General features: G+C 71.5%; 16 protein-coding genes, 1 pseudogene and 1 riboswitch. Of the genes and pseudogenes, 5 read left to right on the top strand and 12 right to left on the bottom strand.

What is annotated here, in order from left to right; translation table 11 throughout:
• Positions 1–287 precede the first annotated feature (287 nt).
• The 4 genes from ACOV8S_RS02335 to ACOV8S_RS02320 form a co-directional block, all read right to left on the bottom strand.
• Positions 288–995 carry a GntR family transcriptional regulator gene (locus tag ACOV8S_RS02335; protein WP_448315812.1) on the bottom strand — a complete coding sequence of 236 codons (708 nt, stop codon included), beginning with the start codon at positions 993–995 and terminating at the stop codon, positions 288–290.
• Between the two features lie 183 nt (positions 996–1,178).
• The gene (locus ACOV8S_RS02330; protein ID WP_448315810.1) at positions 1,179–1,931 is read right to left on the bottom strand and encodes a M23 family metallopeptidase; all 753 of its coding nucleotides are present in this window, start codon (positions 1,929–1,931) and stop codon (positions 1,179–1,181) included.
• A 13-nt stretch (positions 1,932–1,944) separates the two neighbouring features.
• A riboswitch (cyclic di-AMP (ydaO/yuaA leader) is annotated at positions 1,945–2,114 on the bottom strand.
• Between the two features lie 226 nt (positions 2,115–2,340).
• Positions 2,341–3,729 (bottom strand): M16 family metallopeptidase, encoded by a 1,389-nt coding sequence (locus ACOV8S_RS02325; protein ID WP_448315808.1) that lies wholly within the window; start codon positions 3,727–3,729, stop codon positions 2,341–2,343.
• The gene (locus tag ACOV8S_RS02320; RefSeq protein ID WP_448315806.1) at positions 3,726–5,081 is read right to left on the bottom strand and encodes a M16 family metallopeptidase; all 1,356 of its coding nucleotides are present in this window, start codon (positions 5,079–5,081) and stop codon (positions 3,726–3,728) included. The genes ACOV8S_RS02325 and ACOV8S_RS02320 overlap by 4 nt, the downstream gene beginning before the upstream one ends.
• A gap of 287 nt (positions 5,082–5,368) precedes the next feature.
• Between ACOV8S_RS02320 and ACOV8S_RS02315 the strand changes: the two genes are divergently transcribed.
• Together ACOV8S_RS02315 and ACOV8S_RS02310 are read left to right on the top strand one after the other, a co-directional pair.
• On the top strand, positions 5,369–5,812 hold the full coding sequence (locus tag ACOV8S_RS02315) for a hypothetical protein (protein ID WP_448315804.1): 444 nt from the start codon (positions 5,369–5,371) through the stop codon (positions 5,810–5,812).
• Positions 5,813–5,938: 126 nt separating this feature from the next.
• A complete protein-coding gene (locus tag ACOV8S_RS02310; RefSeq protein ID WP_448315802.1) occupies positions 5,939–8,401 on the top strand; it encodes a DNA gyrase/topoisomerase IV subunit A in 2,463 nt (820 codons plus the stop codon).
• A gap of 126 nt (positions 8,402–8,527) precedes the next feature.
• Here the strand turns inward: ACOV8S_RS02310 and ACOV8S_RS02305 are convergent, their stop codons facing one another.
• Entirely contained in the window at positions 8,528–9,700 is a 1,173-nt protein-coding gene (locus ACOV8S_RS02305; RefSeq protein WP_448315800.1) for a CobW family GTP-binding protein, read from the bottom strand.
• Positions 9,701–10,000: 300 nt separating this feature from the next.
• On the opposite strand from ACOV8S_RS02305, the pseudogene ACOV8S_RS02300 reads away from it, so the two are divergent.
• A pseudogene (locus ACOV8S_RS02300) lies at positions 10,001–10,723 on the top strand (DUF6082 family protein).
• Between the two features lie 116 nt (positions 10,724–10,839).
• Entirely contained in the window at positions 10,840–11,787 is a 948-nt protein-coding gene (locus ACOV8S_RS02295; RefSeq protein ID WP_448315798.1) for a sucrase ferredoxin, read from the top strand.
• A gap of 123 nt (positions 11,788–11,910) precedes the next feature.
• Here ACOV8S_RS02295 and ACOV8S_RS02290 read toward each other — a convergent pair whose 3' ends face one another.
• From ACOV8S_RS02290 to ACOV8S_RS02280, 3 genes are all read right to left on the bottom strand, one after another.
• Positions 11,911–13,503, bottom strand: a complete 1,593-nt coding sequence (locus tag ACOV8S_RS02290; protein ID WP_448315796.1) for a solute symporter family protein — start codon at positions 13,501–13,503, stop codon at positions 11,911–11,913.
• Positions 13,500–14,018 carry a DUF485 domain-containing protein gene (locus ACOV8S_RS02285; protein ID WP_448315794.1) on the bottom strand — a complete coding sequence of 173 codons (519 nt, stop codon included), beginning with the start codon at positions 14,016–14,018 and terminating at the stop codon, positions 13,500–13,502. The genes ACOV8S_RS02290 and ACOV8S_RS02285 overlap by 4 nt, the downstream gene beginning before the upstream one ends.
• A gap of 244 nt (positions 14,019–14,262) precedes the next feature.
• Positions 14,263–16,386: a DNA gyrase/topoisomerase IV subunit B gene (locus ACOV8S_RS02280; RefSeq protein ID WP_448315792.1), complete on the bottom strand. Its 2,124-nt coding sequence runs from the start codon at positions 16,384–16,386 to the stop codon at positions 14,263–14,265.
• A gap of 453 nt (positions 16,387–16,839) precedes the next feature.
• Here ACOV8S_RS02280 and ACOV8S_RS02275 point away from each other — a divergent pair, with 453 nt between their 5' ends.
• The gene (locus ACOV8S_RS02275) at positions 16,840–17,073 is read left to right on the top strand and encodes a DUF7455 domain-containing protein (protein ID WP_448315790.1); all 234 of its coding nucleotides are present in this window, start codon (positions 16,840–16,842) and stop codon (positions 17,071–17,073) included.
• Positions 17,074–17,254: 181 nt separating this feature from the next.
• On the opposite strand, the gene ACOV8S_RS02270 is transcribed toward ACOV8S_RS02275, so the two are convergent.
• From ACOV8S_RS02270 to ACOV8S_RS02255, 4 genes are all read right to left on the bottom strand, one after another.
• A complete protein-coding gene (locus ACOV8S_RS02270; RefSeq protein WP_448315788.1) occupies positions 17,255–18,097 on the bottom strand; it encodes a serine protease in 843 nt (280 codons plus the stop codon).
• Positions 18,098–18,258: 161 nt separating this feature from the next.
• Positions 18,259–19,791: an RNA polymerase sigma factor gene (locus ACOV8S_RS02265; RefSeq protein WP_448315786.1), complete on the bottom strand. Its 1,533-nt coding sequence runs from the start codon at positions 19,789–19,791 to the stop codon at positions 18,259–18,261.
• Positions 19,792–20,191: 400 nt separating this feature from the next.
• The gene (locus ACOV8S_RS02260; protein WP_448315784.1) at positions 20,192–21,109 is read right to left on the bottom strand and encodes a FadR/GntR family transcriptional regulator; all 918 of its coding nucleotides are present in this window, start codon (positions 21,107–21,109) and stop codon (positions 20,192–20,194) included.
• A gap of 71 nt (positions 21,110–21,180) precedes the next feature.
• Positions 21,181–23,265, bottom strand: a complete 2,085-nt coding sequence (locus ACOV8S_RS02255; RefSeq protein WP_448315783.1) for an ATP-binding cassette domain-containing protein — start codon at positions 23,263–23,265, stop codon at positions 21,181–21,183.
• Between the last annotated feature and the right edge of the window lie 176 nt (positions 23,266–23,441).

Below are 23,441 nucleotides of genomic sequence, written 5' to 3'. Positions count from 1 at the left end.
GACGCGGGGGCCGCGGGCGCCGAGAGCGTGCTCGGGGAACTGGCGGAGCTGCTGTCCGTGGACCGTCCGGAGCGGCCGGGGGAGGCGGAGCTGTGAGAGGGGCGGGACCGGGCCCCGCCGAAATGCGCCGCGCGCGAAATATCTCGCAGAGCACGAGCACGAACACGAATGCGCCGCGCGCCCCACGAGTGGAGCGCACAGCAGTAACTACTGAACCCGACCCCGGAAAAGACACGGCGAACGACGGGGCGGGAAATTGCACCCGCTTCTTGTATACGGCCCTCTTGTTAATTACGGAGGCCATTCATGTTTACGGCATGTTGCGAGGTCCTCACGCCGTCCGGGCGCGCCGCGCCCCCGCGGTTCTGGCCGGGAATGCGCAGCCGGTACAGCTCGGCGGAGCGCTCGGTGTGCAGGGCGGTCACCTGCCGGGCCCGCTCCCCGTCGCCGCGGGCCACGGCGTCCACGATGGCGCCGTGCTCCGCCCAGGTCTCCACGGGCGCGGGCAGCGGGTCGAGCGCGTACATCCAGGCGATCTTGTGCCGCAGCTGGGTGAGCGTGGCGGTCAGCGCGGCGCTCCCGCAGGCCTGGGCCAGCGTCTCGTGGAACCAGCCGCCCAGCGACCGCAACTCCTCCCCGTACCCGCGCCGGGCCCGCTCCTGACCCAGTCTGACCAGGCCACGGAGCACCTTGAGGTGGGCCTCGGTGCGCCGCTGGGCGGCCCGGGCGGCGCCCAGCGGCTCCAGCAGCAGCCGCATCTCCAGCAGGTCGGCGGCCTCCTGCTCGGTCGGCTCCGCCACGCAGGCCCCGGCGTGCCGCCGGGTCACCACGAAACCCTCGGCCTCCAGGGTGCGCAGCGCCTCGCGGACCGGTACGCGGGAGACGCCGTAGCGGCGGGCGAGGAGTTCCTCGGTCAGCCGGCTCCCGCGCTCGTGGACCCCGGCGACGATGTCGTCCCGGATCGCCGTGCATACCGAATGCGCGGGAATACGCATGCCGACCTCCGCCTCGATGAATAAGGCGACTCTAAGGCAATGGGCGTGAATTTCCGACGGGAAGTCACGCGGGAGAGGGAATTTTCGGCCGCTCCCCCGCCCGGTGCGCCCGGATACCGTCCGGAACGACGAAAAAGCCCCCCGTCCCGGAAACCGGGGCGGGGGGCATTCGCGCGGGTGGCGTCAGAGGTTCACGCCGTGGGAGCGGAGGTAGGCGACGGGGTCGATGTCGCTGCCGTACTCCGGGGAGGTGCGGGCCTCGAAGTGCAGGTGCGGGCCGGTGACGTTGCCGGTGGCGCCGGAGCGGCCGATGTGGGCGCCCGGGGTGACCGCCTGGCCGACGGCCACGCTGACCGAGGACAGGTGGCCGTACTGGGTGTACGTGCCGTCGTGCATCTTGATGACGACCTGGTAGCCGTAGGCGCCGCCCCAGCCGGCCTCGACGACGGTGCCGCGGCCCACGGAGCGGACCGGGGTGCCGGAGGCGGCGTGGAAGTCGATGCCGGTGTGGCTGCCGGAGGACCAGATGCCGCCGCCCGCCTGGTAGGAGGTGGAGACGTACGACCCGGCGATCGGGCTGACGAACATGTTGAGACGGCGGAGGCGCTCACGCTCGGCCTCGCGGGCGGCGCGCTCCTCGGCGGCCTCGCGCTCGGCGCGGGCCTTCTCGGCGGCCGCGGCGCGGGCGGCGGCCTCGACGGCGGCCCGCTCCTGGGCCTCGGCCTGCTCGTCGATCTGCTCGGCGACGGTGTCGCCGATGGTGACGACGGGGAGCAGGCCGCTGGTCTCGGCGGGGGTCTCCGCCGCGACGGCGGGGCTGGCCAGGGTGCCGACGACGCCGGTGGTGGTGAGAGCGGCGAGGCCTGCCAGGCCGGCGGTGGTGCGGCTGGTCCGGCCGGGACGACGATGCCTGCCGGGGGCGCAGTTGAACGCCATGAAGTGGCTGAGTCCTTTCCTTCCCTCTCGCCTGCCGGGTTAGCTGTCGGGTTCGGAGCAGGAAGGTCTCCTACGGGTTCCTCCCGCGGTGCGGAAGGCGCCCGATTCACCCCAGGGGTACCGCTCGGGTGGGTCCCCGGCTCCCCTGGCTCGCGCCGTACGGGGATTAGGCGATGACTGCCCGGCGCCGCGGATGCGGAGCACAGGTGTGGCGGGCAGCCGGATCGAAGCTAGTTGGGTGATCAATCGGATAACAAACGGATCAAGACTTTTGTAGCGCACGCCACAGGGCAAACCGGACCCTTCTACGCGCATCGCACGCTCGCGGACGAGCCGGTGCCGGGCCGAACGAAGCGGGCCCCGGCGGCCGTAAGGCTCACCGGGGCCCGAAACCGGCCTGGACGGGCCGCTACTCGGCGCTCACCACGGTCACCTCGCCGATGCCCAGCTCGCGCACCGGGCCGGCGATCTGCGCGGCGTCGCCGACCAGGACCGTCACCAGACGGTCCACCGGGAAGGCGCTCACCACGGCCGCGGTGGCCTCCACCGTGCCGGTGGCGACGAGCTGCTGATAGAGCGTCGCCTGGAAGTCGTCCGGCAGGTGCTGCTCCACCTGGTCGGCCAACGTGCCGGCGACCGCGGCGGCCGTCTCGTACTTGAGCGGCGCCACGCCCACCAGGTTCTGCACGGCGGTGTCCCGCTCGGCGTCGGTCAGGCCGCCCTCGGCGAGGGTGCGCAGCACCTGCCACAGATCCTGCAGCGCGGGGCCGGTGTTGGGGGTGTCCACCGACCCGCTGATCGCCAGCATCGCGGCGCCCGAACCGTCGGGAGCGGAGCGCAGGACCTGCCCGAAGGCGCGGACGCCGTACGTGTAGCCCTTCTCCTCGCGCAGGACCTTGTCCAGGCGGGAGGTCAGCGTGCCGCCCAGGCAGTAGGTGCCGAGCACCTGGGCCGGCCACACGCGGTCGTGGCGGTCCGCCCCGGTGCGGCCGATCAGCAACTGCGTCTGGACGGAGCCGGGACGGTCCACGATCACCACGCGGCCGGTGTCGTCCGACGTCACCGCCGGCACCGGGCGCGGAGCGGCCTGGGAGCCCTTCCAGGCGCCCAGGGTCTCGGCCAGCAGGGCGTCCAGGTCGACGCCGGTGAGGTCGCCGACCACCACGGCGGTCGAGGTGGCCGGACGGACGTGCCGCTCGTAGAAGGCGCGCACGGCGGCCGCGTCGATCTTCTCGACGGTCTCCTCGGTGCCCTGACGGGGGCGCGCCATCCGCGAGTTCGCCGGGAAGAGCTCCTTGTAGAGCTCCTTGGCGGCACGGCGGGCCGGGTTGGCCAGCTCGTGCGGGATCTCGTCGAGCCGGTTGCGCACCAGGCGGGAGACCTCGTCCTCGGCGAACGCCGGGGCGCGCAGCGCGTCGGCCAGCAGGCCCAGCGCCTTGGGCAGCCGGGAGGCGGGGACCTCCAGGGAGACCCGCACGCCGGGGTGGTCCGCGTGCATGTCCAGCGTGGCGCCGCACCGCTCGAGTTCGGCGGCGAAGTCCTCGGCGGAGTGCTTGTCGGTGCCCTCCGCGAAGGCGCGCGCCATGATGGTGGCGACGCCGTCCAGGCCGAGCGGCTCGGCGTCCAGCGGGGCGTCCAGCAGCACCTCGACGGCCACGACCTGCTGACCGGGGCGGTGGCAGCGCAGGACGGTCAGGCCGTTGTCGAGGGCGCCGCGCTCGGGCGCGGGGAACGCCCACGGCTTGGGCTCGCCGGCCTGCGGCTGGGGGTGGAACTCCATGGTGGCCAGGTCGGTCACTTGGCCTCCTCCTCTTCGTCCTCGTCGCCGTCGGCGTCCGCGCCCTCGGGAGTGATCGGTTCGTACACCAGGACCGCGCGGTTGTCGGGGCGCAGGCGGGCCTTGGCGACCTCCTGGACCTCCTCCGCCGTCACCTCCAGGACCCGCTCCACGGCGGTCAGCGCGAGCTGCGGGTCGCCGAACAGGACGGCGTACCGGCACAGTTCGTCGGCGCGGCCGGAGACCGTGCCGAGGCGGTCCAGCCACTCGCGCTCCAGCTGGGCCTGGGCGCGCTCCATCTCCTCGGCCGTCGGGCCCTCGGCGGCGAGCCGGGCCAGCTCCTCGTCGACGGCGGCCTCGATCACCGGCACCTCGACGTCGCCGGAGGTCTTGACGTCGAGCCAGCCCAGCGAGGGCGCTCCAGCCAGTCGCAACAGGCCGAAACCGGCCGTCACCGCGGTGCGGTCGCGGCGCACCAGGCGGTTGTAGAGGCGGGAGGACTCGCCGTAGCCGAGGATGGTCAGCGCCACGTCGGCGGCGTCGCAGGCGCGGGTGCCGTCCTCGGGCAGGCGGTAGCCGGCCATCAGGGCGCGGGCCGGGACCTCCTCGCGCACGACCTCGCGGATCTCCCCGCCGACGACCTCCGGCAGCGCTCCGTCCCGCGGGGCGGGCTTGCCGTCGTGGGAGGCGATGGAGCCGAAGTACTTCTCGACCCAGGCGAGGGTCTGCTCCGGGTCGATGTCGCCGACCACCGACAGCACCGCGTTGTTGGGCGCGTAGTAGGTGCGGAAGAACGCGCGGGCGTCCTCCAGGGTGGCCGCGTCCAGGTCGGCCATGGAGCCGATCGGGGTGTGGTGGTACGGATGGCCTTCGGGGTAGGCCAGCGCGAAGATCTTCTCGAAGGCCGTGCCGTAGGGGACGTTGTCGTACCGCTGGCGGCGCTCGTTCTTGACGACGTCGCGCTGGTTCTCCATCGACTCGTCGTCGAGGGCGGTGAGCAGGGAGCCCATCCGGTCGGCCTCCAGCCAGAGCGCGAGCTCCAGCTGGTGGGCCGGCATGGTCTCGAAGTAGTTGGTGCGCTCGAAGCTGGTGGTGCCGTTGAGGGAACCTCCGGCTCCCTGCACCAGCTCGAAGTGACCGTTGCCCTTCACCTGGGCCGAGCCCTGGAACATCAGGTGCTCGAAGAGGTGGGCGAGGCCGGTGCGGCCCTGGACCTCGTGCCGGGAGCCGACGTCGTACCAGAGGCACACCGCGGCGACCGGGGTCAGGTGGTCCTCCGAGAGCACCACGCGGAGCCCGTTGGCAAGGCGGTGCTCGGTAGCTGTGAGGCCTCCTGAGCCTGCCTCGGCTGTGGCCGTGTGACCCATGGGCATGTACGTCCCTTCGCTCGCCTGAAACTTGTGTGTCCGGACTGCCTGTCACTCTATGCAACCGAGGGCGGTTGCCGTGAGGTTCCCGATACGTCACATTGCCGCCCGATCCGGGGACACTCCGGCCCGCCGGGAGCTTCGCCGGCCGCGTGGACGGCCGCTCGGCGGTCCCGTCGGCCGGCCGCTCCGGCGGCCGCGACCCCGATCGCCCCGGGACGCGCGGGTGTGCTGGGATGGGCGCCGTCCACCGGCCGGCGTCGTCCGCCGTGAATGAAGTGAAAGGACGTTCCATGCGCAAGGCCTTGACCGCCGCCGCCCTCCTGGGACTGGGCGCTCTGCTCCTCTCCGGCTGCTCCGACCCCGACGGCGACGACGGGGCGAAGGGCCCGGCCACCTCGAAGGCCGCTCCGAAGGCCTCGCAGCCGGCCGAGCGGTCCTCGCAGGCCGCGGCCCCGGAGAAGGGGTTCGACGGCACCTGGCGTCCCATCAACGACAGCCCCGTCGAGACGTTGAAGATCACCGGGGAGAAGGTCGCCACCACCGGTGAGCTCGCCTGCCCGGGCTCCCTCGAAGGCTTCGGCACCGACAAGCCGCGGATCACCCTCGACTGCGCGAAGCCGGATCCCGCGCGCACGAAGGGAACCCTGAAGATGAAGTCCGACGGCTCCGCCGTCGTGATCGAGTGGGACGGGCCGGAATGGGGAGGAATGATCGACAGCCTGCGCCGGGCCTGACCCCCGGGCGCCCCGTCCCGGGGCGCCACCGGCGGGGGCGCGGTCCGAGGTGTCGGCGGCGAGGGCCACAATGGTGCGCGACAGTCCCCGTTCATGCTCGCAAGACCGTGAAGGAGCCCGGCAGCGATGGCCCGCCGCAGCACGAAGACAGCGCGACCCGATGACGATGCTTTCGAGGAGCGAATCCTCGACATCGACGTCGTGGACGAAATGCAGGGCTCCTTCCTCGAGTACGCCTACTCGGTCATCTACTCCCGCGCGCTGCCCGACGCGCGTGACGGTCTCAAGCCGGTGCACCGGCGGATCGTCTACCAGATGAACGAGATGGGCCTGCGCCCCGACCGCGGGTACGTGAAGTGCGCCCGCGTCGTCGGCGAGGTCATGGGCAAGCTCCACCCGCACGGCGACACGTCGATCTACGACGCGCTGGTCCGGCTCGCCCAGCCGTTCTCGATGCGCGTCCCGCTGGTCGACGGTCACGGCAACTTCGGCTCCCTCGGCAACGACGACCCGCCGGCCGCCATGCGGTACACCGAAGCCCGGATGGCCGACGCGACGAGCCTGATGACGGAGTCGATCGACGAGAACACGGTCGACTTCCAGCCCAACTACGACGGCCAGGAGCGGGAGCCGGTGGCGCTGCCCGCCGCCTTCCCGAACCTGCTGGTCAACGGCGCCTCCGGCATCGCCGTGGGCATGGCGACCAACATGCCGCCGCACAACCTCGGCGAGGTCGTCGCCGCCGCGCGGCACCTGATCCGGTACCCCCACGCCGACCTCGACGCGCTGATGAAGCACGTCCCCGGCCCGGACCTGCCCACCGGCGGCCGCGTCGTCGGCCTGTCCGGCATCCGTGACGCCTACGAGAAGGGCCGCGGCACCTTCAAGATCCGCGCGACGGTCGCCGTCGAGCAGGTCACCGCCCGCCGCAAGGGCCTGGTCGTCACCGAACTGCCCTTCTCGGTGGGCCCCGAGAAGGTGATCGCCAAGATCAAGGACCTGGTGAGCTCCAAGAAGGTCCAGGGCATCGCCGACGTCAAGGACCTCACCGACCGCGAGCACGGCCTGCGCCTGGTCATCGAGATCAAGAACGGCTTCGTCCCCGAGGCCGTGCTGGAGCAGCTGTACAAGCTGACGCCGATGGAGGAGTCCTTCGGCATCAACAACGTCGCCCTGGTGGACGGCCAGCCACTCACGCTCGGCCTCAAGGAGCTCCTCGAGGTCTACCTCGACCACCGCTTCACCGTGGTGCGCCGCCGCTCGGAGTTCCGCCGCGGCAAGAAGCGCGACCGGCTGCACCTGGTCGAGGGCCTGCTGACCGCGCTCATCGACATCGACGAGGTCATCCGGCTGATCCGCTCCAGCGACAACTCCGCCCAGGCCAAGCAGCGCCTGATGGAGGCCTTCGCGCTGTCGGAGATCCAGACCCAGTACATCCTCGACACGCCGCTGCGGCGCCTCACCAGGTTCGACCGCATCGAACTGGAGGCGGAGAAGGAGCGGCTCACCGCGGAGATCGCGGAGCTGACCCGGATCCTGGACTCGGACGCCGAGCTGCGCAAGCTGGTCTCCGGCGAACTGGCCGCCGTCGCGAAGAAGTTCGGCACTCCCCGGCGCACCGTGCTGCTGGAGTCCGCGGACACCCCGGCCGCCCTGCCGCTCCAGGTGGCGGACGACCCGTGCCGGGTGCTGCTCTCCTCCACCGGCCTGCTGGCCCGCACGGCCGACGCCGACCCCTTCCCCACCGTCAAGAACGCCAAGCGGGTCAAGCACGACGTGATCGTCTCCGCGGTGGACACCACCGCGCGCGGCGAGATCGGCGTGGTCACCTCCACCGGGCGGCTGCTGCGCGTCAACGTGGTCGACCTGCCGATGCTCCCCGAGATCGCGGCGGGCACCACGCCCAACCTCTCCGGAGGCGCGCCGCTCGCCGAGTTCGTCTCCTTCGAGGACGACGAGACGGTGATCTGCCTGACCTCGCTGAACGAGTCATCCCCCGGCCTCGCGGTCGGCACGCTGCAGGGCATCGTCAAGCGCGTGGTGCCGGACTATCCGGCGGGCAAGGACGAACTCGAGGTCATCGGCCTCAAGGAGGGCGACCGGATCGTCGGCGCGGTGGAGCTGCGCACCGGTGACGAGGACCTGGTCTTCATCACCGACGACGCCCAACTGCTGCGCTTCCAGGCCTCCCTGGTCCGTCCGCAGGGCCGCCCGGCGGGCGGCGTGGCCGGCATCAAGCTGGCGGACGGCGCCAAGGTCATCTCGTTCACCGCGGTGGACCCGGGCCAGGAGGCGGTGGTCCTGACCGTCGCCGGCTCGCGCGGCACGCTCGACGACTCGGTGCAGACCACGGCCAAGATGACGCCGTTCGACCAGTACCCGCGCAAGGGCCGGGCCACCGGCGGCGTGCGCTGCCAGCGCTTCCTCAAGGGCGAGGACTGTCTCTCCCTCGCCTGGGCGGGCCCGGCCCCGGCGCACGCCGCGCAGAAGAACGGCATGCCGGCCGAGGTCCCGGAGATGGATCCGCGACGCGACGGTTCGGGTGTGGGCCTGCCGAAGACGGTCGCGGTGGTCGCCGGCCCCGCGTGACCTGACCGCCTCGGCCGGGGCCCTTCGCGGACGTCCGCGAAGGGCCCCGGCCGCATCCGCCGCCCGGGCGCGACCGGCACGACTGCCGCCCCGGGCCGCGCCCCGGCTACCGCTCTCGCGTCCCGGCTACCGCCCGGCCTGCCCCTCGCGCTGCTCCTCGGCGGCGATCAGCTCCGCGTCCTCCTCGGGCGCCACCAGGTCCGCGTCGTCCTCCCCCCGCACGTACCGCAGCACGCCCCACATGCCGTGCTCGTCCGCCTCCCCGGGCGTCCCGCCCACGCAGCCGGCGAGCTCCTTCTCCAGCCCCGCCGCGTCGATCCCGGACCCGATGAGCACCAGGGCGGTGCCCCGCTCCTCCCGCCGCCCCCACGGCTCGGGGTAGAAGCGCAGGAACCGCCCGACGGCATGCACCAGGTACCGGTTCCTCGGGTCGTACGCGCCGAAGTCCACGTACCCCTTGATCCGGTACAGCCCTTCCGGCCGCTCGTCGAGGAACCGCATCAGCCGCCGCGGGTCCATCGCCTGTGCCGACGCGAACGACACGCTCTCGTACCCGGCGTGCAGGTGCCCGCCGTGCCCGTTCCCCTCGGCGCGCTGCTCGTCCCCTTCGCCGTGCTCACCACCGCTGCCGTCACCGTCGCCGTAGAGGTCCACGTCGTCGAAGGACAGCTGTCCGACCCGCTCCTGCGAGGGCCGGCAGTCGAACAGGAAGTCCGGGTCGACGCGCCCGTGCGTCGCCCGCACCACGGCGGCCCCGTCCGCCGCCTCCCGCACCGTGCGCAGCACGGCCTCCACGTCCTCGGCCCGGTCGGTCTTGTTGACCACCACCAGGTCGGCGAGGGCCAGGTGCCGGTCGATCTCCGGGTGCCGCTCCCGGGTCTGCCCGAACTCGGCCGCGTCCACCACCTCCACCAGCCCGCCGTAGACGACCTCCGGCTGCTCGCTGGCCAGCACCATCCGCACCAGTTCCTGCGGCTCCGCCAGTCCGCTCGCCTCGATCACGATCACGTCGATCGCCGCGGGCGACCGGGCCAGCCTGCCCAGGTACTCGTCCAGCTCCCCGACGTCCACGGCGCAGCACAGGCAGCCGTTGCCCAGCGACACGGTGGAGTCGCCCAGCGCGCCGGCCACCGCCAGGGCGTCGATCTCGATGGCGCCGAAGTCGTTGACCACCACGCCGATGCGGCTGCCGCCGCTGTTGTGCAGCAGGTGGTTCAGGAGGGTGGTCTTCCCCGCCCCCAGGAACCCCGCCAGCACGACAACCGGAATCTGCGGGGTGTGCGGGGTCCCACTGCTCATGACGCGCCCTCTCTCGTCGCACCGCGCGCCCCGGCGCACGCTGCTCGCTTCCCTTTGCCACGGTCAGCATAGGAAGACCGTCGCGGCTACCGTTGAACGGTTGTTCATTAGCCCCCCCGAGCAAACGCGCTGCAACCAGGCCCACCGGCGAGTCCTCGCGGAGCGATGCGCACTCACGCCTCCGCGCGCATGACGCCGCAGAGAGGCCCAACTCCACAACGCCCGAACGGTCCACCCGAATGAGGCGTTTCTTACCGCTGCTCGTTTGGGCAGAGTCTCCTCCTGTAACGGGGAGGGCACATGGATCAGCAGGCCGGACGTCCAGTCATTCGCATCTTTTTGTGGCTTGCGGCAGCGCTGGCAGCAATTGTGGCCGTAGGAGCAGTTTCAATCCTGCTCAGCGGCTGGCTCCTCGGAGGCGTGGAGCTCGCCAACGGGACAGTCGAGAGCGCGACGAAACGGGCAGCACTGGGAGATTACTTCGGAGGTTTGAGCGCAGTGCTCTCCGGGCTCGCCCTGATACTGCTCGTGGTGGCCTTGCTCTTCCAGCAGCACGACCTGCGCCTACACCGGCAAGAGCTGACCCTACAGCGCGAGGAATTGGCTGCCTCGCGACAGGAGTTGCGTCGAAGCGCGGAGGCAGATCTACGTGGCCTGCATGTACAGCTGACTCAGATGGCGATGGACGACCCCTCACTGGCGGAGGTATGGAACGACTTCCCGGGAGAAGCCCCTGCAGCAACGCGCCAACATCTGTACTCCAACCTACTTTTCAGCCATTTCGTCCTGCATTACCAATAGGGCACCAACAGTGCGGAAGAATTGACAGAATTCGCCAGGGCGCTCCTGGCAAGTCCAGCTTTCCGGCGCTACTGGGCACTCGCCCGTCCCGCCAAGCGGACCGTCCCTGCAGACACACCAGAAGGACACCTGTTTCAAGTTTTCGATCGAGCGTTCGAAGAAATGTCCCACTCCCCAACCGGAGAGGTCCCAACTCAGGGAACACGTCCAGGCCAGTCGTGATCGGCGATGCAAACACATCCATCGCTGACCGCAGAGAAGGGGCCCGCTCGCATCCGTCCCCCGAACGCGCCCCGCCGAGCCGCACGCGTCCCACCAGTCAGGTTAGGCTCACCTGTGTGAGTAGGTGCGCAACCGTGTCACGGGTCCTGGACGAGCCGATCGCCGGGACCGCGGTGCACGCGCGGACGTGGCTGCTGGTCGAGCAGCCCGGTCCCTGGGGGCCCAAGGCGCTCACGGAGAGCCGGCTGGACCCCGCGCTGGGGCGCGCCCTGGAGGACACCGCGGAGGGCAGCGGGGTGCGGATCGCGCTGATCCGGCGGCCCGGGCCGCACGCGGACCACGGGACTCCCCCGCTGCGGCGGGTGTACGCCGCGCACACGGCCCCCCGCAACGACTGGGTGCTGGGCGCCCTCACCCGCGAGCCCGAGCGGCTGCTGGACATCGACTTCGCGGCGCTCGGCCGCGGCGAGCCCGGGGCCTTCGACGCCGTCCTGCCCGGCACGTCGCCGCACACCGGCTTCCCCCTGGCGTTCGTGTGCACCAACGGCCGGCGGGACCGCTGCTGCGCCCTGCTGGGCCGGCCGCTGGCCGCCGAACTGGCCGCCTCCAACGTGACCAGCACCTGGGAGATCACCCACCTCGGCGGCCACCGCTTCTCGCCCACCCTGCTGGTCCTGCCGCACGGGTACGCGTACGGCAGGGTCGACGCCCCCGCCGTGAAGGAGATCCTGCACCGCGCCAGGGACGGTCAGGTGGTCACCGAGCACTGCCGGGGCCGCTCGGCCTGGGCGCGGCCGGGACAGGCCGCTGAACTGGCCGTGCGGACACGGATCGGGGAAACCTTCGCGGACGCCCTGGACGTCACCGGCGTGCACCGGGTCCCGGCAGGCGCCGCCGAGCAGGACCCGCCGCTGTGGGAGGTCGTCGTGACGCACGCCGACGGCCGCCGCTGGCGCGTGGTCGTCGCCGAGGCGACGGCCGCGCCACCCCGTCCCCAGAGTTGTGGGGCGCCGCTCGGCTCCCCCGCCCGTATGGACGTCGTCGAGGTGCGCGAGACGCCCTGACCCGCCCCGCACGGCGCGATACGGCCGGGAGCCCGGCGCACCTACCTGCGTGCGCCGGGCTCCCGGCAGGTCCACGGCACCCGGAAGGCGGCCGGGGCGCCCCGAAGGGCGGCGGGGTCATGGTCAGACCGCTCCCGCTCCGGTCAGCGACCGCACCTCGGTCTCGGCGTGCTTCGCCTCGTCCGGCTCCTCGGAGGAGGTCACCGTGCCGACCCAGCCCGCCACGAAGCCCAGCGGGATGGAGATCAGGCCCGGGTTCTCCAAGGGGAAGAACGCGAAATCCGCACCGGGGAACATGGACGTCGGCCGGCCGGAGACGACCGGCGAGAAGACGACGAGCGCCACCGCCGGGACGAGCCCTCCGTACACCGACCAGATGGCGCCCCGCGTGGTGAAGCGGCGCCAGAAGAGCGTGAACAGCAGCACCGGAAGGTTGGCCGAGGCCGCCACGGCGAAGGCGAGCCCGACCAGGAAGGCGACGTTCAGCCCGCCGGACAGCAGGCTGAGACCGATCGCGACGACGCCGATGCCCACCGCGGCGACCCGGGCCACCGCGACCTCGCTGCGCTGCTTGGCGCCCTTGCGGCGGAACGAGGCGTACAGGTCGTGCGCGACCGACGCGGACGAGGACAGCGTCACGCCGGCGACCACCGCGAGGATGGTGGCGAAGGCGACCGCCGCCACGACCGCGAACAGCACCGGACCGCCCGTCGAGTCGGGTCCGCCACCCAGGTTCAGGGCCAGCAGGGGCACCGCGGTGTTGCCGGCCTCGTTCGACTTGCGGACCTCGTCGCTGCCGACGATCGCCGCGGCGCCGAAGCCCAGCAGGATCGTCATCAGGTAGAAGCCGCCGATCAGGCCGATCGCCCAGACCACGGAACGACGCGCGGCGCGGGCCGTGGGCACGGTGTAGAAGCGCGACAGGATGTGCGGGAGACCTGCCGTGCCGAGGACCAGGGCGAGCCCCAGGCTGATGAAGTCCAGCCGGTCCGTCCAGCTCCCGCCGTACTCCAGGCCGGGGGCCAGGAAGGCCGCGCCGAAGCCGCTGTTGTCGGCGGCTGAGCTGAGCAGCGCGTTGAAGTCGCCGCCGAAGCGGACCATCACGAGGACGCCCAGCACCAGCGTGCCCACCAGCAGCAGGACGGCCTTCACGATCTGGATCCAGGTGGTGGCCCGCATGCCGCCCAGGGACACGTAGACGACCATCAGGGCGCCCACGCCGATGACCGTCCAGGTCTGGGCCGCGCTGCCCGTGCCACCCAGGAGAAGGGCGACCAGGCTGCCTGCGCCGACCATCTGGGCGACCAGGTAGAGGACCGAGACGATCACCGAGGAGGTGCCGGCCGCGATCCGCACCGGACGCTCCCGCATCCGGGCCGCGAGCACGTCCGCCAGCGTGAACCGGCCGCAGTTGCGGACCAGCTCGGCCACCAGCAGCAGGACGACCAGCCAGGCGACCAGGAAGCCGACCGAGTAGAGCATGCCGTCGTAGCCGAAGAGGGCGATCAGCCCGGAGATGCCGAGGAACGACGCCGCCGACATGTAGTCGCCCGCGATGGCCAGGCCGTTCTCCACCGGGGAGAAGAGGCGGCTCCCCGTGTAGAACTCCTCGGTCGAACCGTGCCGGTTACGGCCGGCCCAGGTGGTGATGCCGAGGGTGACCGCCACGAAAACGCTGAAGAGGACCAGGACCAGGGACTGGTGGTTGCCCGTCATGCCGCACCGCCCCGGGCGCCGCGGGTGAGCTCCTGGGTGTCCCAGCGCAGCTGGAGGGCCGCGCGGTCCCGGCGGAGCCGGGCGTGGCGGGCGTATGCCCAGGTCAGGGCGAAGGTGGTGAGGAACTGGCCGAGGCCGGCGAGCATCGCCACGTTCACCGAGCCCGCCACCGGGGTGGCCATGAAGTCCACCGCTGTGGTGGCGGCGACCACGTAGGCGACGTACCAGAGGAAGAAGGAGACGAAGGCGGGAACCACGAACTTCCGGTAGCGGCTGCGCACCTCCTGGAAGGCTGCGCTGCGCTGCACCTCCAGGTAGACGTCGGCGGCCGCGCGGTCGCTGCTCCCCTCCTGCACCTGGCGCGCGGCCGGCACCGCGGGAGTCTGCTCCCCCGTGCCGTCCGTCTCACCCCAGCCAAAGGCGAGTGCGTCGTACCAGGGGTCGTCGAACCGCACCTCTCCGGTGTCGCGACCGTCGTGCTTGTTCACCGAAATCTCCTTGTCCCACGGCTCCATTCGGCCGTAGGAACAATGATGGACAGACCGTGAACTTCCCGGACTCTTTCGGCAGTTCTCTCACCCCATCAGGTGACCGAAAGGTCAACGGTCACAGGAGTCGCTCCCTCACGGGTGACGCCCGTGAGGGCGCAGGAGGTGAGGACGCGGTCGGAGAGGGCCCGGGACGGACACGCCTCCGCCCGGGCGTCCAGGGACGTCCGGGCGGAGGCGTGCGACGGTGGGACCGTGCGGGCGGCGCCCGTCAGGCGTCGATCCGGGAACGGTCCAGGGTCGCGGCGGAGCTGGAGATGAACTCCTTGCGCGGAGCGACGTCGTTGCCCATCAGGAGGTCGAATACCTGTTCGGCCGCCTCGAGGTCGGAGAGGTTGATGCGCCGCAGCGTGCGGTGCCGCGGGTCCATCGTGGTCTCCGCGAGCTGGTCGGCGTCCATCTCACCCAGGCCCTTGTAGCGCTGGATGGAGTCCTTGACCCGGACACCCTTGCGTTCGAACTCCAGCAGCGTCTCGCGCAGCTCACGGTCCGAGTAGGTGTACACGTACTTGTCCTGGCCACGCTTGGGCTGCACCAGCTCGATCCGGTGCAGCGGCGGGACCGCGGCGAAGACCCGGCCGGCCTCGACCATGGGACGCATGTAGCGCTGGAAGAGGGTCAGCAGCAGGCAGCGGATGTGCGAGCCGTCCACATCGGCGTCGGTCATCATGATGATCTTGCCGTAGCGCGCCGCGTCGATGTCGAAGGTGCGCCCCGACCCGGCCCCTATGACCTGGATGATCGCCCCGCACTCGGCGTTCTTGAGCATGTCGCTCACCGACGACTTCTGCACGTTGAGGATCTTGCCCCGGATCGGCAGCAGCGCCTGGAACTCGGAGTTGCGGGCCAGCTTCGCGGTGCCGAGGGCGGAGTCGCCCTCGACGATGAAGAGCTCGCTGCGGTCCACGTCGTCGCTGCGGCAGTCGGCCAGCTTCGCCGGCAGCGAGGAGGACTCCAGGGCCGTCTTGCGACGCTGTGCGTCCTTGTGCTGACGGGCCGCGATCCGGGTGCGGGCGGCCGCCACGGCCTTCTCCAGGACCGAGCGCGCCTGCTGGGCGGCGTCCCGCTTGGCCGAGGTCAGGAACGCCTTGAGCTCCTTGGCGACGACCTGGTTGACCACCCGGCGGGCGGCCGAGGTGCCCAGCACCTCCTTGGTCTGCCCCTCGAACTGCGGTTCGGCGAGCCGGACCGTGACCACCGCGGTCATGCCCTCCATCGCGTCGTCCTTGACGATGTCGTCCTCGGCGACGCGGAGCATCTTCTTGGAGCGCAGCACCTCGTTCATCGTGCGGGCGACGGCCTGCTCGAATCCGGCCACATGCGTGCCGCCCTTGGGGGTGGCGATGATGTTGACGAAGGACCGGAGCGTGGTGTCGTAGCCCGTGCCCCAGCGCATCGCGACGTCCACCCCGAGCTCCCGGGTGACCTCGGTCGGGGTCATCTGCCCGTGCTCGTCGAGGACCGGCACGGTCTCCTTGAAGGTGCCCTGCCCCGAGAAGCGCAGCACGTCGCAGATCGGGCGGTCGGAGGCGAGGTACTCGCAGAACTCGCTGATGCCGCCGTCGTAGCGGAACGACTCCTCGCCCTTGCTGCCGCCCTCGCCGAGACCGAACTCGTCGCGCACCACGATGGTCAGGCCGGGGACCAGGAAGGCGGTCTGCCGGGCGCGCTGGTGCAGGTTCTCCAGCGAGAGCTTGGCGTCCTTGAGGAAGATCTGGCGGTCCGCCCAGTAGCGGACGCGGGTGCCGGTGCGGCTCTTGGGGATCTTGCGCGCCTTGCGCAGGCCGCTCCCGGGCTGGAACTTGGCTCCCTCGCCCCGCCCGGAGAACTCGCCCGGGACACCGCGGCGGAAACCGATCGCATGGGTGTGGCCGTCGCGGTCGACCTCCACGTCCAGCCGGGCCGAGAGGGCGTTCACCACGGAGGCGCCGACGCCGTGCAGGCCACCGGAGGCCGCGTAGGAGCCGCCGCCGAACTTGCCGCCGGCGTGCAGCTTGGTCATCACGACCTCGACACCGGAGAGGCCGGTCTTGGGCTCGACGTCCACGGGGATGCCGCGGCCGTTGTCCCGGACCTCGACCGAGGCGTCGTCGTGGAGGATCACCTCGATGTGGTCGCAGTAGCCGCCCAGGGCCTCGTCGACGGAGTTGTCGATGATCTCCCACAGGCAGTGCATCAGGCCACGGCTGTCCGTGGAGCCGATGTACATGCCGGGGCGCTTGCGGACGGCCTCGAGTCCCTCCAGGACGAGCAGGTGCCGCGCGGTGTAGTTGGAACCGTCCCGATCTGCTCCGGTCAGCAACGCTGTGGACGGCACGGTCGTGTCGGCGGTCACGCGGTTCGCTCCTCGCTGAATTTTTCTGGGCATGTCTTGGCGTCGCCAGGGGACGCGCCACGGCTCGGTCGCCGCTCCAGAGAGTACCGAGGCCTGATGAGGCCGGTGTAACGCCACCCTCGTCCCCGGTCAAACCCTAATCCAGAATCGCATGCCCGTTCGATACCCCGGAGGAGTGAAGCACACATCACGTTCCGCGGCAGGCATGAACCCTCTAGGCTCCGGGCACGTCCTCCTCAACAAGCGGCGTTCGGTCGCCGGAGGACCGACACTGGAAGAAGCGCGAACCCGTACGGCATCAAGACACGCACTACGGCACATTCGCCGCCAACCGGCAGCAGACAGCCGCCTCGCCGAGAAATCTTTCGAGGAAAAGCCGCGAGCGGGAACGTTTTCGGCCTGGTTGGATGTTGACCCTGGTACGACAGCTCGTCGAGCTAGAGAAGAGGCGACGTGACTACTGTTCTGACCCCCGCGAGCCCGCTGACGGCCGCCGATCGCTGCGACCGCTGCGGCGCCCAGGCATACCTGCGCGTCGTCCTGCTGAGCGGCGGAGAACTGCTCTTCTGCGCCCACCACGGCCGCAAGTTCGAGCCGGAACTCAAGAAGATCGCCGCCGAGATACAGGACGAGACGGAGCGACTGACGTCCTCCGCCCCGGCAGCCGACCCCGACGGAGAGCGCTGAGAGCGCCGAAACTCCGTCCCACGACGAGCTAACCCGGCACAGGCAGGGTGACAAAGGCGGTCGCCTCCCCCACCAGGGAGGTCGGCCGCCTCTGCTCGTCAGGGGCCCGCCGTCCCCCTTCCGGCCCTGTACGGCCCGGTCGGGTCGCGGCCCGGTCGTCCGGTCGCCGTCCGGCAGGACATCAGGGCCGCCGTGCCAGCGTCCGCACGACCTCGGACACCCTCGTGTAGACCCCGGGCTTGCGGGACTGCCCGCACCCGCTCCCCCAGGAGACCAGCCCGATCAGCCGGCCCTTGGCCACCAGAGGGCCCCCGCTGTCCCCCTGACAGGCGTCGGGGCCGCCGTCGGGCTCTCCGGCGCACAGCATCGCGCCGGGCGTGTAGGCGCCCTCGGCGCCTCCCGGGTAGGCCTCCTGGCAGTAGGCGTCCTTCAGCACGTGCACCCGTGCCGCGCGCAGTGACCGCGCGTAGGCGCCGGACCCGGTGACATCGCCCCAGCCGTAGACCGTGGCGGCCGTCCCCGGCCGGTAGGCGCCGTCCCCGGCGGGCGCCGCCTGGACGACCGCGCTCCGCGGCAGCGGCTCCGCCAGCGTGAGCACCGCGAAGTCGCCGGCGTTGGTGACGTCGTCGTACTCCGGATTCACCCAGGTGTCCCGCACCCGGACCTCCTGGCCGCCTCGGCCGGTCAGCTCGGACCGTCCCGCGATCACCGTGAGGTCGGGGACCTGCTGCGGCGCTCTGCCGAGGACGCTCTCCCCGAGGCAGTGCGCGGCCGTCAGGACGGTCCTGGCGCCGATCACCGCGCCGCCGCAGAAGTGCCCCGCCCGCGTCGCGCCGAAGAGCGCCCGGCTGGAGATCGCCACGGTCCACGGGGCCTGCTCCACCTCCACCGGGAATCCGCCCACGACGACACGCGACGCGGCCCCGCGGACGGACTCGGCGTCGGCCGCCGCCGGCGCGGCCGGTACCAGCGCCGCCAGCGACGAGGCCACCGCCGCGATCCCCACGGCTGGGAGAAAACGCATAACATCCCTCACTCCGGGTCGACCATGTGTCGACCCAAAGTAATCCAGAGGGGCCTTCCTCCACAGGTCGGACGACGCGAAGGCCCGGCTCCCCCCAAGGGGGAGCCGGGCCTTCGCGTCGTTCCACGACCGGTCGTGACCGGCCGGGTGATCCGGTCCGATCAGTCCAGGTAGTCGCGCAGGACCTGCGAGCGCGACGGGTGACGCAGCTTCGACATCGTCTTGGACTCGATCTGGCGGATGCGCTCACGCGTCACGCCGTAGACCTTGCCGATCTCGTCGAGCGTCTTCGGCTGACCGTCGGTGAGACCGAAGCGCATGGAGACCACGCCCGCCTCACGCTCGGAGAGGGTGTCCAGGACGGAGTGCAGCTGCTCCTGGAGCAGGGTGAAGCTGACCGCGTCGGCCGGGACGACCGCCTCGGAGTCCTCGATCAGGTCACCGAACTCGCTGTCGCCGTCCTCGCCCAGCGGGGTGTGCAGCGAGATGGGCTCGCGGCCGTACTTCTGGACCTCGATGACCTTCTCCGGGGTCATGTCGAGTTCCTTGGCCAGCTCCTCCGGGGTGGGCTCGCGGCCCAGGTCCTGGAGCATCTGACGCTGGACGCGGGCCAGCTTGTTGATGACCTCGACCATGTGCACCGGGATACGGATGGTGCGGGCCTGGTCGGCCATGGCGCGGGTGATCGCCTGACGGATCCACCAGGTGGCGTACGTGGAGAACTTGTAGCCCTTGGTGTAGTCGAACTTCTCGACGGCGCGGATCAGACCGAGGTTGCCCTCCTGGATCAGGTCCAGGAAGAGCATGCCGCGGCCGGTGTACCGCTTGGCCAGGGAGACGACCAGACGGAGGTTGGCCTCCAGCAGGTGGTTCTTGGCGCGGCGGCCGTCCTCGGCGATGATCTCCAGCTCGCGCTTGAGCTTGGGCGCGATCTTGTCGGAGTTCGCCAGCTTGTCCTCGGCGAACAGACCGGCCTCGATGCGCTTGGCGAGCTCGACCTCCTGCTCGGCGTTGAGCAGCGGGACCTTGCCGATCTGCTTGAGGTAGTCCTTGACCGGGTCCGCGGTGGCGCCGGCGGCGGCGACCTGCTGGGCGGGGGCGTCGTCCTCGTCCTCGTCGGACAGCACGAAGCCCGCGCTCTCGGCGCCCTCGGGCTCGTCGGCGGCCTTGCCCGGGTTCTCCTCGATCTCCTCCTCGGCCAGCTCCGGGTCGTCCTTCTTGGACGCCGTCTTCTTGGCCGCGGTCTTCTTCGCCGTGGTCTTCTTGGCCGCCGTCTTCTTGGCGGTGGCGGTCTTCTTGGCCGCGGCCTTCTTGGCGGGCGCGGCCGCCTCCGCCTCGTCACCCTCCTCGACGGCTGCCGCGGGGGCCGCGGCGGCCTTCTTGGTCACCGCGGGCTTGGCGGCGACCGAGCGGGTGGTGGTGCGCTTGGCCGTGCTCTTGGCGGCGACACTCTTGCGGGCGCGCTTGGGCTCCGCCGCGTTCACCATCAACGTCACACCCTCTTCTTCGAGGATCTGGTTGAGGCTGCGGAGGACGTTCTTCCACTGAGTGGCCGGAATCTGGTCGGCTTCGAAAGCGCGACGCACGTCGTCGCCGCCGATCTGCCCCTCAGCCTTCCCACGCTCGATGAGCGCCATGAGAGAGACGGACTCGGCGATCTCCGGCGGGAGCGTACGGGATGTGCTGGCCGACACGAACAACCTCTCGGAACGTTGGAAAACGGCTTCCGGCCCCGTCCACAAGGAACAGGAGCCGACGACCGGCGGCCTGGGGATGAGCCGACGGCGCGGGCTCGGGCCGGGAAGAACAAGCGCCGGTACGGCGTCCGTATTCCTTCCTCGACTGTCACCTCTTAGGTCATCGCGCTGCTCCGCCGAGCGTTACGCCCAATCTGCGTGGCCCGAGTCACACCGCGAATCGGTGCAATACCGAAGATAGTCGGTCATAGCCGGTCACGGAGCGACGGTTTTCCACAGATGCCGTGATGCAGGACACCCCTCACCCCTGGGACCACGGAGGCGAGGGGAGGAAGAGGGCAGGAAAGGGGAGGGAGGGGCCGCCGGAATCACGCCCCGGCGGCGCCGCGCCCGTCCCTCAGTGCTCGCGGGGCGCCGGAACCACGCGCTCCATCTCCGGGTGCAGGTTCTCCGTGTGCATCGCCTCCGGGTGCACGCTCAGCAGCTGCCGCATCGCGGCCTCGGCCGCCGGCCCGTCCCCCGCGGCGAGGGCGTCCACGATCCGCGCGTGGTGCCCGAGGGACGCCTCGTTCGGGCGGTCGCATCCGGTGAGCGGCCCGCCGGACACCTGGAGGGCGGAGGAGACGATGCCGGACAGGTGCTCCAGCATCCGGTTGCCGGCGACCTGGATCAGCAGGGAGTGGAACTCGGCGTCGGCCCGGGAGAACGTGAGGGCGTCCCCCTGCGCGACCGAGTGGTTCATGATCTCCACCATGTCGGCGAGACGCTGCTGGACGTCCTCCCGCCCGTGCCCGGCGGCGAGGCGCGCGGCGAGCGGCTCGATCGTCCAGCGCAGCTCGGTCAGCTCCCGGCGCTGGTTGTCGCGCTGGGGGCCGAAGGCGCGCCATTCGATGATGTCGGGGTCGAGCAGGTTCCAGTCGCTGACCGGGCGTACCCGGGTGCCCACGTTGGGCCGGGCGCTGACCAGGCCCTTCGCCTCGAGCACGCGGAGTGATTCACGGACGACGGTGCGGGACACCTCGAACCGCTGGCCGATCTCCTCGGGAACGAGCGGGCGGTCCGCGCCCAGGTCTCCGGAAACGATCATCTGTCCGAGCTGCTGGACGAGTTGGCCGTGCAGCCCGCGGCCGCGGCTTCCGGCGGCGCGGCGTCCGCCGACCCGGCCGAGCTCCGGCTCCGTCTCCCAGACGGGCGCGCCGACGCGGTCACCCGCGGGGCCTTCGGCGTAGGGGTAGCGGTCGAGTTCGCCCGTCCCGGCCAGGCCGGAGTCGGCGGAGCGGGCGGCGGTCATCATGGTGTGCGCAAGGGTACTCACGTCTTCCTTTGTCGGCGTCGGCGCCAACTCCCTTGAGCGCTTTGGTGAAAAGCACACGAAAGGGTGATCGCTCACTCCGTCTCAATTGACGCCTTATCGGAAAGAATTGTGACGTTCCAAGGCGAGTTGGGTGTGCGGCGGGAACCGGAGCTGTCGAGCAGCCGCCTCCGCCCGCGGAACGGACGTGGTCCGGCCACGACGCGCAGGGTCGTCCACAGGTACCCGCACAGCAGGGCGGCCAACGACAACAGCATGGCCGTTCCGAGGGGTTGGCCGATCATCCGCAGCGCCTCGGCGGTCGCCCCGTCACGGACGACGGGCCATCGGACGAGGAGTTCGCCGACGGACCGTGACGTCTCACCGCGTTCGGACCTGGGGCTCATGAGTGCGACGGCCCGGTCGACCAACGGGGCGGCGACGAGTGGGACCGCGAGGACCACGGCCAGGGCACCGGTCACCGACCGGAAGAGTCCGGCGGCCAGGACGCCCGCCCACGCGCAGGCGGTGACCAGCGCGAGCCAGACCGCCGCCAACGCCTGCCACCGCGGCGGCAGGGCCGCGTACTCCTCACCGAGCAACAGCCGCAGCACCAGCGCGTCGATGCCCACGGCGGCGACCGCCGGTGCCGCCGCCGTCGCCGCGGACACCAGCAGCTTGGCGGCGAGCAGCCCCAGCCGCCGGGGAACCGTGCCGCGGTCCACCACGAGGGCGGGGTAACGGAACTCGTGGCCGAAGGAGAGGGCGCCCAGCAGGGCCGCCCCGAGCGCGGCGGGAGGAAGGGGCAGTTCCTCGGGCCAGGCGGCCAGCAGCCGACTCTGCGGGGTGTGTCCGACGCGGGCCAGCAGCAGGGTGAGCGCGGCGGAGGCCAGGACGACGGCGACGCAGGTGCGGGGCCAGACGCCGGTGCCGCGGGCGCGCCGGAACTCGTAGCGCAGCGGGCGCGCCGGCGAGACGGAGCGGCGCGCACGGAGCGGTGGACGGGGCGCCGGGGCGTCCGGCCGTGGCCGCTCCCGGCCGCCGTCGCCGTCCACGGCCGCGGGCGCAGCGGGGTCACGGTCCGGCGCGGCAGCGGCCGAGTCCACCGCGGCTCGCGATTCCCGCGGTTCCCGCGCGCCGCGGCGCCGGCGGCGAGAGGCGTCGACGCCTCGGCCGGCGCGGGCGGGGCCGACGCCCTCATGGCCGTCGGCACGGGGACCGCCGACGCCGGCACCGTCGGCGTCGGGACCGTCGGCGTCGGGACCGCCGCCAGGACCGCCGCCATCGCGGCGCACATGTCCACCCGGGCCCATGTCAGCGGTCTCCTCGGACAGTTGATGGATCAGGACCCGGTGCCGGTAGGCGGCCTCGCCGATCTCCGCGCAGTCGCCGCCGTAGACCGACAGGCGGGTGCCGCTCTCCCGGACCACGTCGACCGGTCGGCGGGAAACGCGCGCCTCCTTGGCCAGCAACTCCGCGAGGCGCTCGGCGTGCGGGGTGCGCACGGCGACACGGCGACGCAACCGCGTCCGTGCGAACTCGGCGACGTCCTGGTCGGCGGCCACCCGCCCTCGGTGGAGGGTGATCACGTGGTCGGCGACCCGGGCCGCCTCCCGGGGGTCCGCGGTGGTGAACAACACGGCGCCGCCGTCGTCGGCGCGGCGCCGCAGGGTCGAGTGGAGCCAGCGGGCGTCGTCGGGGGTGAGCCCCGCGACGGGTTCGTCGAGGAGCAGGGCGTGCGGGTCGGCCAGCAGGGCGCAGGCCATGCCCAACCGACGGTCGGCGCCTCGGGAGAGGGAGTCCAGCCGGTGGTCGCGCAGGTCCATCAGGCCGACGTCCTCCAGGAGTTCGTCGGCACGGGCGGCCGGTGTCCCGGTGGCCGCGCAGAGCATGCGGAGGTGGCCGCGGAGCGTGCGGGCCGGGTGACCCGGCACGTCACCGAGGAGCACCCCGACCTCGCGCGACGGGGCCGGTGAGGCGTGCAGGGGGCGCCCGCGGAAGTGGGTGACGCCGCGCCCCGGCCGCAGTTCCAGCATGAGTTGGAGGACCGTGGTCCTGCCCGCCCCCCGCGCGCCCAGCAGTGCGGTGACGCGACCCGGGAGGACCTCGAAGGACACGTCGTCCACGACGGGCGGGAGTTGCTCACGCGGGGCGCTGGTGAGTCCGATGGCCTTGATCACCCGAAGCAAGATAGCGCGACGGGCTCTATTTCCTTACCATTTGCCCCTTTTGGCCACGCGGTCACCCCGCTGCCGCCGCTCGGGCCCGGCCACTCCCCCGTGATGGGTCAGACCTCGGGGCGCAGCATCGGCGGGGTGAGCGGCGTGGGCCCGCCCGCCCGGGGCAGCCGGGCGGG

Source organism: Streptomyces sp. CO7, assembly GCF_053474865.1.
The sequence above is the reverse complement of the archived record's forward strand: the minus strand, read 5'-3'. Positions and strand labels throughout refer to the sequence as shown.

Excerpts from the sequence above, each read along its gene's own strand:
- ACOV8S_RS02335 (WP_448315812.1), bottom strand. The coding sequence starts at position 995 with ATGCGTATTCCCGCGCATTCGGTATGCACGGCGATCCGGGACGACATC.
- ACOV8S_RS02330 (WP_448315810.1), bottom strand. The coding sequence starts at position 1,931 with ATGGCGTTCAACTGCGCCCCCGGCAGGCATCGTCGTCCCGGCCGGACC.
- ACOV8S_RS02320 (WP_448315806.1), bottom strand. The coding sequence starts at position 5,081 with ATGCCCATGGGTCACACGGCCACAGCCGAGGCAGGCTCAGGAGGCCTC.
- ACOV8S_RS02315 (WP_448315804.1), top strand. The coding sequence starts at position 5,369 with ATGCGCAAGGCCTTGACCGCCGCCGCCCTCCTGGGACTGGGCGCTCTG.
- ACOV8S_RS02310 (WP_448315802.1), top strand. The coding sequence starts at position 5,939 with ATGGCCCGCCGCAGCACGAAGACAGCGCGACCCGATGACGATGCTTTC.
- ACOV8S_RS02305 (WP_448315800.1), bottom strand. The coding sequence starts at position 9,700 with ATGAGCAGTGGGACCCCGCACACCCCGCAGATTCCGGTTGTCGTGCTG.
- ACOV8S_RS02290 (WP_448315796.1), bottom strand. The coding sequence starts at position 13,503 with ATGACGGGCAACCACCAGTCCCTGGTCCTGGTCCTCTTCAGCGTTTTC.
- ACOV8S_RS02285 (WP_448315794.1), bottom strand. The coding sequence starts at position 14,018 with ATGGAGCCGTGGGACAAGGAGATTTCGGTGAACAAGCACGACGGTCGC.
- ACOV8S_RS02270 (WP_448315788.1), bottom strand. The coding sequence starts at position 18,097 with ATGCGTTTTCTCCCAGCCGTGGGGATCGCGGCGGTGGCCTCGTCGCTG.